The organism is Ruoffia sp. FAM 20857 (assembly GCF_045528645.1).
In the GTDB taxonomy this organism is placed as follows: Bacteria; Bacillota; Bacilli; order Lactobacillales; family Aerococcaceae; genus Ruoffia; species Ruoffia halotolerans.
Map to the genome: position 1 here is coordinate 19,861 of NZ_JBGQRB010000026.1, position 11,542 is coordinate 31,402.

Sequence of the window (11,542 nt, forward strand, 5' to 3'; positions counted from 1 at the left end):
ATGAAGATAGTACACTTAAGTCATCCTTACGATTCAAAAGAAATATCAAATGAACCTGTAGTCATGACTTTAGGATTTTTTGATGGCGTTCATTTAGGTCATCAAAAAGTAATAAAAAGAGCAAGAGAAGAAGCAGAAAAAAGAGGAATTAAACTAGCTCTAATGACGTTTAATCAACATCCTAGAATAGTTTATGAAGATCTTAATTTAGATTCATTTCATTACTTAACAACGAATAAGCGAAAAGCGGAACTAATGGAAGAATTTGAAGTGGATATTTTATACATTGTTGAATATACATTCGCTTTTGGTACTCAAACGCCGCAAGAATTCGTTGAAAAGTACTTAGTCGATTTGCATACCGAAGTTGCGGTGGCAGGTTTTGATTATACTTATGGAAAAAAAGACATCGCGAATATGCAAACTTTACCCATTCATGCTGCTGAGCGCTTTGATGTCATTGAAGTTGAGGAATTAGCATCACACTTTTCCAAAGTAGCAACGACTCGAATTAAAGAACTCGTTTACCAAGGCGATATGGAGCAAGCCAACCAGGATTTGGGCTATATTTATGAAATATACGGTACAGTTATTCATGGTGAAAAAGTAGGACGTACATTAGGATATCCAACAGCTAATATCAAAGTCCCACATCCGCAACTGCTTCCTGGAATAGGCGTTTATGCCGTTGAAATTAAGATAGGCGATACTTGGCATCTAGGTAGCGCATCTATTGGTCATAATATTACGTTCTACGATAATCATGATTTAACGTGCGAAGTTTACATTTTAGATTTTAATCAAATGATTTATGGTGATAAAGTCAGAGTTAGATGGCATCATTATTTACGTGGAGAATATAAATTTAATAGTGTCGATGAATTGATCGACCAATTGAAAATTGATGAAGATAACACCCGTCTTTATTTCAAAAATCTAGGTGGTGGTCGAGATGTATAAAACAGTGATCAAAAACCTAGCCCTTGTGTTAATCGGGACATTTATCTTTTCAATCGCCGTTAATTCAATAGTCATTCCAAACCAACTTGGTGAAGGTGGCGTAACGGGTATCACACTCTTATTGTTCTATATATTTGACATTAGTCCTGCATTGAGTAACTTTATAATCAATGCGGTTATTATGTTGATCGGTTGGAGGTTTCTCGAAAAGGAGACAATCTTTTATACGATTGTCGCAATTATATCCATGTCATTATTCTTAGAATTCGTATTCCTACCTAGTTTTATTCCAACGAATTCATTATTAGGACCATTAGCCAGTGGATTTTTAATTGGATTGGGAATCGGAATTGTTATTTTAGGACACGGGACGACAGCAGGCGTTGATATTATTGCCTTAATCATTAATAAATATTTGGGCTTGCAAGTTTCTATTGCTTTGTTGATTCTTGACGTTTTGATTGTCATTCCACTAACAATTGTCATCGGTTTAGAAAAAGGCTTACTGACTTTAATATCATTATATATTACAAGTAAGATTTTAAACTTCGTCATGGAGGGGTATAATCCTAAGAAAGCGATCATGGTTGTATCAAATAAACATGATGAAATTGCTGAAGAAATTATGAAGCGAGTTGACCGTGGGATTACAGTACTAAAAGGTTACGGATATTATTCTAAAGCTGAAAAAGAAGTACTATATGTCGTTATTAATCGAATTCAGTTAATTAAAGTCCAAAGAATCATAAATGAGATTGATTCAAATGCCTTTGTAACAGTGACGGGAATTCAGCAAGTTCTAGGTGAAGGCTTCACGTTTAACCGTGACCAATCACATAATATAGAAGAAAATGAAGTAATCTAGCACTCTTAATATAAGAGTGCTATTTTTTTTGATTAATTTCTGTAAAACCCTTGACAATTATCCTAGGAGGATGTATTATAATAACAGTTAGCACTCAGATAACTTAAGTGCTAATAAGTGGGGTGAGAAAATGTTGACACCAAGGCAACAAGAAGTTCTTAATTTAATCATACAACTTTATAGACAATTTGAAGAACCCATTGGCTCAAAAACTTTACTTCGAGAGAGTTACTTAAAAGTGAGTCCTGCAACAATACGTAATGATATGGTCGTGTTAGAACAGCAAGGCTTGCTAATGAAGCCACATACTTCTAGTGGCCGTATACCATCTATTGATGGTTATCGTTATTATATTGATGGGATTATTCATCAGGAGGACAAAGAATTACCATTTCTTGATGATGACGCTAATTTTGAAGAGTTGACTCAAGCGAAACATTATAGTCCGTTACAATTAACACAACTTTGTGCAGATATATTAGTTTCATTGACTGGTTTTACAGCAGTGGTACTAGGGCAAAATAAAGAATCGCATTATTTCGAAGAATTTAAATTAGTACCAATTGATCGGACGCGTTATATTTCTATCCTTATGACAGATAAGGGGAATATAGAAAGCGAGCAAATTGAATTAAAAGTATCACTTTCAAAAGATGATATTACAAAGTTAGTTGAGATGATAAATGATGAACTCAAAGGGGTTGTACTTGAAGATGCCTATCAAAGAATGAAGTTAGGAATACCTTTATTAACTCAACGTTTAACAGGATATCAATTAGATTTCTCTCCGTTGATTGAAAAATCAATGCACCACATAAAAGGACACCGCTATTACATTAGTGGGAAAAGTAATCTCTTTGATTTAATCGATGGACAAACAAGTAGAGAAGCATTGAAAAATCTCTTTGAACTCATTGATGGTTCAAGGGAAATGCATCATTTACTTGAAGAACAAGAAGAAGGTATTAATATTTTGTTTGGTTATGAGTTTTTAGCTGATAGCTTAGCGAATATTAATCTTCTTACTGGATCGTTTGTCAATGAAAACCAAAAAATAATATTAGGATTACTTGGACCTACAACAATGTCCTATGAAAAAGTAATTGCGTTATTAGAAGTGATGATTAACAAATTATCGATTCAATAATATAAATGAAGGAGGGTGTCAATTGACAGATAACGAAAAAAATAACAATGTTGTTGATGAGTCTGTAGAAATTATCGAACCAGAGACATCAGAAGAGACAACGTCTGATACACCCGAAGTTTCTGAAGAAGAAACTCAAGAGGTATCAGAATTAGATAAATTAAAACAAGAAAACGAAGAACTAGATGACAAGATATTACGCCTACAAGCTGAGATAGCTAATATGCGTCGTATTAATTCAAGAGAAAGATCTGAAGCAGCAAAATTTAGATCGCAAAACTTAGCGTCATCACTCTTAGAAGTTATTGATAACTTAGAAAGAGCTCTACAAACGGAAACGACATCGGAAGATGGCGAAGTACTTAAAAAAGGTGTTGAAATGGTTCATAACCAATTCAAAAATGCGTTTGAAAAAGAAAAAATTGAAACAATTGATCCATTGAATGAAGAATTTGATCCAAACTTCCACCAAGCAGTAAGTGTCATGCCTGCGGGAGAAGGACAAGAAAGTAATCATGTGATTCAAGTGTTACAAAAAGGATATCGAATTGATAATCGTGTCATTAGACCGGCAATGGTTATCGTATCAGAATAAAATTAAAAGGAGAAATGTAATATGGCTAAAATTATTGGTATTGACTTAGGTACAACAAACTCTGCTGTAGCGGTTCTTGAAGGTGGAGAAGCTAAAATTATTCCAAATCCAGAAGGTAACCGTACAACACCATCTGTTGTAGCTTTAAAAAATGATGAAATTCAAGTAGGGGAAGTTGCTAAACGTCAAGCAGTAACAAACCCAGATACAGTAAGTTCAATTAAACGTCACATGGGTGACAATTATAAAGTAACTATGGGAGATAAAGAATATACTCCTCAAGAAATCTCTGCGATGACATTACAATACATTAAAAGTTATGCAGAAGACTACTTAGGTGAAAAGGTTGATAAAGCAGTTATTACAGTACCTGCATACTTCAACGACTCACAACGTCAAGCAACTAAAGATGCTGGTAAAATCGCTGGTTTAGAAGTTGAACGTATCGTTAACGAGCCAACTGCAGCTGCTTTAGCATATGGATTAGATAAAACTGATAGCGAAGAAAAAATCTTAGTATTCGACTTAGGGGGAGGAACATTCGACGTTTCAATCCTTGAATTAGGAGACGGAGTCTTTGATGTTCTTTCAACTTCAGGTGATAATAGCCTAGGTGGAGATGACTTTGACGACAAAATTATCGAATACTTAGCAGCTGAATTCAAAAAAGAAAACGGCATTGACTTAACTAAAGATAAAATGGCAGCACAACGTCTTAAAGACGCAGCTGAAAAAGCTAAAAAAGATTTATCAGGTGTAACATCTACACAAATTAGCTTACCATTCATCACAGCATCAGATGCTGGTCCGTTACACTTAGAAACTTCTTTAAGTCGCGCTAAATTCGACGAATTAACACACGAATTAGTAGAACGTACTAAAAACCCTGTTCGACAAGCATTAAAAGATGCTGGCGTTGACAAAAACGAAATCGACCAAGTTATCTTAGTTGGTGGATCAACTCGTATTCCAGCAGTAGTTGAAGCAGTACGTAAAGAAACTGGTAAAGAACCAAATAAATCAGTAAACCCTGATGAAGTAGTAGCGATGGGTGCTGCTATCCAAGGTGGAGTTATCTCTGGTGATGTTAAAGATATTGTCTTACTTGACGTAACACCATTATCATTAGGTATCGAAACAATGGGTGGAATCTTCACTAAATTAATCGACCGTAATACAACGATTCCTACAAGTAAATCACAAGTATTCTCTACAGCAGCGGATAACCAACCAGCAGTAGATGTACATGTATTACAAGGTGAGCGTGAAATGGCTCAAGACAACAAAACTTTAGGTAGATTCCAATTAACAGATATTCCTGCAGCACCACGTGGTGTTCCACAAATTGAAGTTTCATTCGATATTGATAAAAACGGTATCGTTAACGTAAGTGCTAAAGACTTAGGAACTCAAAAAGAACAAACAATTACAATCAAATCATCATCAGGTCTTACAGATGAAGAAATTGATCAAATGGTTAAAGATGCAGAAGCGAATGCTGAATTAGATAAACAACGTCGTGAAGAAGCAGATTTACGTAACGAAGTAGATCAATTAATCTTTACAACTAACAAAACGTTAGAAGACTTGAAAGATAAAGTATCAGAAGAAGAAGTTAAACAAGCAGAAGCAGCTCGTGATGAGTTACAAGCAGCAATCGACGAGAACGATTTAGAAGCTATGAAAGAAAAACGCGACGCTTTAAATGAAGTTGTTCAAAACTTGACCGTTAAACTGTATGAACAAGCAGCTGCTGAACAACAAGCTCAAGCAGATGCTTCTGGTGAAACAGCTGAAGATGACAGTGTTGTAGATGCTGAGTATGAGGAAGTTGACGACGAAGAGTAATTTTTATAAAATGATTACATTATGATGTTAATTTTTAGCCGAGGGCATCAATACCCTTGGCTTTTTATATAAACAGACTTATGATTATTTCTAGAAGGAGGTAGTTTATGGCAGAGAAGCGTGATTATTATGAAGTGCTTGGCGTATCTCGAGATGCATCCGATGCAGAGATAAAGAAAGCCTATCGTAAATTATCAAAAAAATATCACCCAGATATTAACAAAGATGAAGGCGCAGAAGTTAAATTTAAAGAAGTTTCTGAAGCATATGAAGTACTAAGTGATTCGCAAAAACGTGCTGCTTATGATCAGTATGGACATGCGGCTAATGATCCGAACTTTGGTGGCGGATTTGGCGGTGGCTTCGGTGGTGGAAGTTATGGTGGCGCAGGATTTGGCTTTGAAGATATCTTCGAACAATTCTTCGGAGGCTCAGGTGCTTCGCGTCAAAGTCCAAACGCACCAACACGTGGAAGCGACTTACAATACCGTGTGACATTAACTTTTGAAGAAGCAATCTTCGGAAAAGAAACAACAATTAAATACAACCGTAATGAAGAATGTCATACGTGTCATGGTTCAGGTGCTAAACCAGGAACAAGTCCAGTAACATGTTCTAAATGTCATGGATCTGGAGCTGTTCAAGTAGAGCAAAACACACCATTTGGTCGTGTTATGACTCAAAGAGCTTGTGATGTTTGTTCAGGAACTGGCCAAGAAATTAAAGAGAAATGTCAAACGTGTCATGGTGCAGGAATTGAAGCTAAAGAGCATTCAGTTAAAGTAACTGTTCCAGCCGGAGTAGAAACTGACCAACAAATTCGTTTATCAGGACAAGGAGAAGCTGGTCAAAATGGTGGACCTTATGGAGACCTTTACGTAGTCTTTAGAGTACAACCAAGTGAGGAATATGAACGTGACGGAACTGAAATTTATTATGAATTACCAATTTCATTCGTTCAAGCTGCCTTAGGTGATGAAATTACTGTACCGACTGTTCACGGAAAAGTGAAATTAAAAGTACCTGGTGGTACACAAACAGGTACAAGTTTCCGACTTAAAGGTAAGGGTGCACCTAGTCTAAGAGGTAACTTCACGGGAGATCAACACGTTAAAGTGACAGTTAAAACACCTACAAAATTGTCAGAAAAAGAACGCGAATTATTCCAAAGATTAGCTGAAGAATCTGGTCAAGCGGTTCGTGCGAATAATGAAGGTGGATTTTTTGACAAAATGCGCGACATGTTCGATAAGTAATTTAATGTAAGTATTATTAGGAGGCGACTCAGGCTAGTTATTGTGCCTGAATTGTCTCCTTTTTTTTTTACTAATTTTAGATTAATGAATATCTATTACAAGATTTACTTCTCTTTTAAATTGTATTTTTATGATTAGATAATTAATTAAAAAAAGAGAGCTGGAGCCTATCAATATTCAATGTTTTTTGGTATGATTAAGTGTGAGTATTTTTGTAGGTAAGCCATTTGGCTATAAAGGAAGTGAAGGATTTATGAATATAAATGAAATGAGAGAAAGAAAAAAAAGAATAAGAAATTTCTCGATTGTTGCCCATATTGACCACGGTAAATCGACTTTAGCAGACCGTATTTTACAACAGACCCATTCTGTGGCTGACCGTGATATGCAAGCTCAATTATTGGATTCAATGGATCTTGAGCGTGAGCGTGGAATAACAATCAAATTAAATGCGATTGAATTAACATATAAAGCAAAAGATGGCGAAGATTATATCTTCCATTTAATTGATACACCTGGTCACGTCGATTTTACATATGAAGTTTCTCGTTCATTAGCAGCCTGTGAGGGTGCTTTATTAGTTGTCGATGCAGCTCAAGGGATAGAAGCTCAAACATTGGCGAATGTTTACCTAGCCTTAGACAATGATTTAGAAATTTTACCTGTAATTAATAAAATTGATTTACCTGCAGCAGATCCCGAACGTGTTCAACTTGAAATTGAAGATATTATTGGTATTGATGCATCTGAAGCAGTTCACGCAAGTGCAAAATCTGGAATTGGTATTGAAGATATTTTAGAACAAATTGTTGAGAAAGTTCCAGAACCACAAGGTGATGTGGATGCACCGCTTAAAGCATTAATCTTCGATTCGGCCTATGACAGTTACCGTGGTGTTGTTTTAAACATTCGTGTCATGGAAGGTGTTATACGCCCCGGTGAGCGCATGAAATTAATGAGCAATGGGAAAGAATTCGAAGTTGTTGAAGTAGGAATATTCTCACCATCACCAATTCAACGTGATTTCTTAATGGCCGGGGATGTTGGTTATGTCACAGCGAACATCAAAACAATTCAAGATACCCGTGTTGGTGATACCATCACATTAGCTAACAATCCAACGGAAGAAGCATTGCCAGGATACCGTAAATTAAATCCAATGGTTTATGCTGGTTTATATCCAGTTGATTCAAGTGACTATAATGATTTAAGAGAATCGCTTGAAAGATTACAATTAAACGATGCGGCACTGCAATTTGAACCTGAAACGTCTCAAGCGTTAGGTTTTGGTTACAGAACAGGGTTCCTAGGCTTATTACATATGGATGTAATTCAAGAACGTTTAGAACGTGAATTTGGCTTAGATTTGATTATGACTGCACCTTCAGTAATCTATGAAGTGGTCAAAACAGACGGTGAGACAATCATCGTGGATAACCCATCTATGATGCCAGATAACACAGAAGTTGATAAAATCTTAGAACCTTACGTTAAATCAACGATCATGGTACCAAATGATTATGTTGGAGCGGTAATGGATCTTTGTGAACGTAAACGTGGTAACTTCCTAACAATGGATTATCTTGATGAGTATCGTGTTAACGTTGTATACGAAATGCCAATGGCTGAAATCATCTTTGATTTCTTTGATAAATTAAAATCAAATACTAAAGGTTATGCGTCGTTAGAATATGAAGTGATTGGTTACAAACAATCAAACTTAGTGAAGCTTGATATTCTTCTTAATGGAGAAATTATTGATGCCTTTAGTACGATTGTTCACCGTGACTTTGCTTTCAACCGTGGAAAAGAGTTAGCAAGTAAATTGAAGGAAATCATACCTCGTCAGATGTTTGAAATTCCGGTACAAGCGACTATTGGTAATAAGGTTATTGCGCGTACGACAATTAAAGCTTACCGTAAAGATGTAACTGCCAAATTATATGGTGGAGACGTTTCTCGTCGTAAAAAACTATTAGAGAAACAAAAAGAAGGTAAGAAACGTATGAAGTCTGTCGGTAGTGTGGAAATACCACAAGAAGCTTTCATGGCAGTACTTTCTATGGACGAAGATTAATATATTTTTAAAGTAGACTTCCTTAACGGGTTGTCTATTTTTTTGCCCAAATTGCGTGAATAAGGATTAAACTAGCGTTCAATATAAAATGATAATTTAAGAAACTATAATTTTATATTGAATAAACGAATGATTGAGTATTATTAGTATAAGTTCATTGGTTATAAGCAATTGAAAACAGTCTTCTATGATATACTAAACTAATTAAAACTACGAATTTAGGAGTGATTATTTGAGTCAATTAACAGATATAGATATCGCAAAGCAATCTGATAAAAAACCAATAAATGAAATTGCCAAAAAATTAGGTATATCCAAGAAAGAGTTTATACCTTATGGACATTATAAAGCCAAAATTGATGTGAATATGAATAAAGAAGAATTTGAAAAAAATAAAGGAAAACTCGTTTTGGTTACAGCTATATCGCCAACACCTGCAGGTGAAGGGAAGACAACTATGTCTGTAGGCTTAGCTGATGGTCTAGCTCAGATCGGTAAGAAATCAGTCCTGGCACTAAGAGAACCTTCCCTAGGACCTGTCTTTGGGATGAAAGGTGGGGCAGCAGGAGGCGGTTACGCGCAGGTAGTTCCGATGGAAGATATTAATCTGCATTTTACAGGTGATTTCCATGCAATTTCTTCAGCACATAACTTAATCTCTGCATTATTAGATAATCATATTCATCATGGAAACTCTTTGAATATTGATACGAGAAAGATTCCTTGGAAACGTGTCGTAGATATGAATGATCGTCAACTCCGTCATATAGTTAATGGATTAAATGGCTCAACTAATGGGGTTCCACGAGAAGATGGCTATGATATAACAGTGGCTTCAGAGATTATGGCCATCTTTTGTTTATCTGAAGATTTAATAGATTTGAAAGAGAGAATCAGCCGAATCATTGTGGCTTATACTCATGATAACCTACCTGTAACTGTCGATGACTTAAAAGGTTCTGGAGCAGTTACGGCGTTATTAGTCGATGCCTTTAAACCAAATTTAGTTCAAACACTAGAGAATACCCCAGCGTTTATTCATGGTGGACCTTTTGCTAATATAGCTCATGGTTGTAATAGTATATTAGCAACAAAACACGCTTTACATTATGGAGATTATGCTGTAACTGAAGCCGGTTTTGGTGCAGATCTTGGTGGCGAGAAATTCATTGATATCAAATGCCGTACAGCGGAGCTTGCACCTGATGCAGTCGTTGTTGTAGCAACTGTTAAGGCTCTGAAAATGCATGGCGGTGTATTAAAACAGCATCTGAATGAGGAAAATGTCATCGCAGTAAAAAAAGGACTAGTGAACTTAAAACATCATATTCAAACAATGAAAGATGTCTTTAATCTAAATACAGTCGTCGGAATTAATCACTTTTTCACCGACACAGATGCAGAAGTTCAAGTTATATTGGATGCTTGCCAAGAATGGGGTATTAAAGCATCTGTAGCGAAAGTCTGGGAACAAGGTGGTAAAGGCGCGACAGACTTAGCTCAATTAGTTGTTGAAGCTTGTGAGAATAAGACAAACATGACATTTGCCTATGACTTAGATACGACTTTAATGGATAAAATCAATCATGTAGTTCAAAAAGTATACGGAGGCAAGGGCGCAACCTACACAAATAAAGCGATGAAACAGTTAAAAAAAATTGAACAAGCTGGATTTGGTAAGCTTCCAGTATGTATGGCTAAAACTCAATATTCACTTTCAGACACAGCATCATTAATTGGCGCACCGACGGATTTTGATATTAAGATCAAAGAACTTCGACTTTCAGCTGGTGCAGGCTTTATCGTTGCAATCACTGGAACGATTATGACTATGCCAGGTTTACCAAAAAAACCGTCTGCAGAAAGTATTGATGTCGATAAGGAAGGGAATATCACTGGCTTATTTTAAGCATATTACATATAATTATTATAGTGTGATCCATTTCTTAAAGATGAGGGGTAAATTTATGAAAAAAGAAACTTTATTTAGCTTAATATTAACTATATTACTTTTTGTTCCTACTAAAGTCCAAGCAATGTCAACTTTACCTAACACAGGTGAGTCTAATAGTTGGATATTTATCTTAATTGCAGCAATTGCAGTTGTTGCTGGGATTTGGTTAGTGGTTTCATCAAGAAAGAAAAAGTAAGCTAAAGATAAGAAAGTTTAAATATTAATGCATGGTCTTTGAATTAATTCAGAGCCATGCTTTTTAATTTTTTAACTTTGAAAAGCCAATTGAATTCAGGTAGAATGGGTTAAGATTTTATGTCAGAGGAGTTATACAATGCTTAAAAAATTTTTCTCGTATTATATTCCATTTTGATTTGTCAAATTAAGCTAGACAAAACTGCTTCATCTAAGTAACTCAAAAATACTTCCAACGGTGTTCGGTAGTGTAAGGATTTCCGTGGAATCGTGTTCCGTTTGTGTGCAATCGATGACACAAAGCTTTGGTCTACTTGATTAAAGTCCATTCCTTTTGGCAGTCCGTCTCTGCGTAATAAACCATTGGAATTCTCATTCAAAGCTCGCTGTGAGGGCGTTCCTGGATCGGCAAAATAAATATCAATGTCATGTTGATTACTTAATGCTTTCCAATTGGAAAATTCCTTACCACAATCAAACGTCATCGACTTAAAGAAATGTCGAGGAATCGATTCCAACCATTGGTTCATCCTCTGTTCAATGTCACTGGCTTTGCGGCCATCCGGTTTCAAAGTGATGATGATTTTGGAAAGACGCTCTACTAGCGTGATAACAGCACTCTTGTGGTGAACACCCACAATGGTA

10 protein-coding genes are annotated in these 11,542 nt (G+C 35.9%); 9 read left to right on the top strand and 1 reads right to left on the bottom strand.

Features of this window, described 5'->3' with window-relative positions; translation table 11 throughout:
• The 9 genes from ribF to ACEN4N_RS07330 all read left to right on the top strand — a co-directional run bounded on the left by ribF (position 1) and on the right by ACEN4N_RS07330 (position 10,898).
• Positions 1 to 960, top strand: a complete 960-nt coding sequence (gene ribF / locus ACEN4N_RS07290; RefSeq protein WP_407093956.1) for a riboflavin biosynthesis protein RibF — start codon at positions 1 to 3, stop codon at positions 958 to 960.
• Positions 953 to 1,825 (top strand): YitT family protein, encoded by an 873-nt coding sequence (locus ACEN4N_RS07295; RefSeq protein WP_407090853.1) that lies wholly within the window; start codon positions 953 to 955, stop codon positions 1,823 to 1,825. Before ribF ends, ACEN4N_RS07295 begins: the two co-directional genes overlap by 8 nt.
• Positions 1,826 to 1,955: 130 nt before the next feature.
• A complete protein-coding gene (gene hrcA / locus ACEN4N_RS07300) occupies positions 1,956 to 2,972 on the top strand; it encodes a heat-inducible transcriptional repressor HrcA (protein WP_407090852.1) in 1,017 nt (338 codons plus the stop codon).
• 22 nt (positions 2,973 to 2,994) lie between these two features.
• Entirely contained in the window at positions 2,995 to 3,567 is a 573-nt protein-coding gene (grpE, locus tag ACEN4N_RS07305; protein WP_407093957.1) for a nucleotide exchange factor GrpE, read from the top strand.
• A 21-nt stretch (positions 3,568 to 3,588) separates the two neighbouring features.
• Positions 3,589 to 5,415 carry a molecular chaperone DnaK gene (gene dnaK, locus ACEN4N_RS07310; RefSeq protein ID WP_407090850.1) on the top strand — a complete coding sequence of 609 codons (1,827 nt, stop codon included), beginning with the start codon at positions 3,589 to 3,591 and terminating at the stop codon, positions 5,413 to 5,415.
• 107 nt (positions 5,416 to 5,522) lie between these two features.
• Entirely contained in the window at positions 5,523 to 6,671 is a 1,149-nt protein-coding gene (dnaJ, locus tag ACEN4N_RS07315; protein WP_407090849.1) for a molecular chaperone DnaJ, read from the top strand.
• 253 nt (positions 6,672 to 6,924) lie between these two features.
• Positions 6,925 to 8,748 (top strand): translation elongation factor 4, encoded by a 1,824-nt coding sequence (gene lepA, locus ACEN4N_RS07320; RefSeq protein ID WP_407090848.1) that lies wholly within the window; start codon positions 6,925 to 6,927, stop codon positions 8,746 to 8,748.
• A gap of 232 nt (positions 8,749 to 8,980) precedes the next feature.
• Complete coding sequence (locus tag ACEN4N_RS07325; protein WP_407090847.1) at positions 8,981 to 10,657, top strand: formate--tetrahydrofolate ligase; 1,677 nt, start codon at positions 8,981 to 8,983, stop codon at positions 10,655 to 10,657.
• Between the two features lie 58 nt (positions 10,658 to 10,715).
• A complete protein-coding gene (locus ACEN4N_RS07330; protein ID WP_407090846.1) occupies positions 10,716 to 10,898 on the top strand; it encodes an LPXTG cell wall anchor domain-containing protein in 183 nt (60 codons plus the stop codon).
• Positions 10,899 to 11,079: 181 nt separating this feature from the next.
• Here ACEN4N_RS07330 and ACEN4N_RS07335 read toward each other — a convergent pair.
• Positions 11,080 to 11,542: IS30 family transposase (locus tag ACEN4N_RS07335; RefSeq protein ID WP_407093958.1), on the bottom strand; the 463-nt coding region annotated here is incomplete at its 5' end.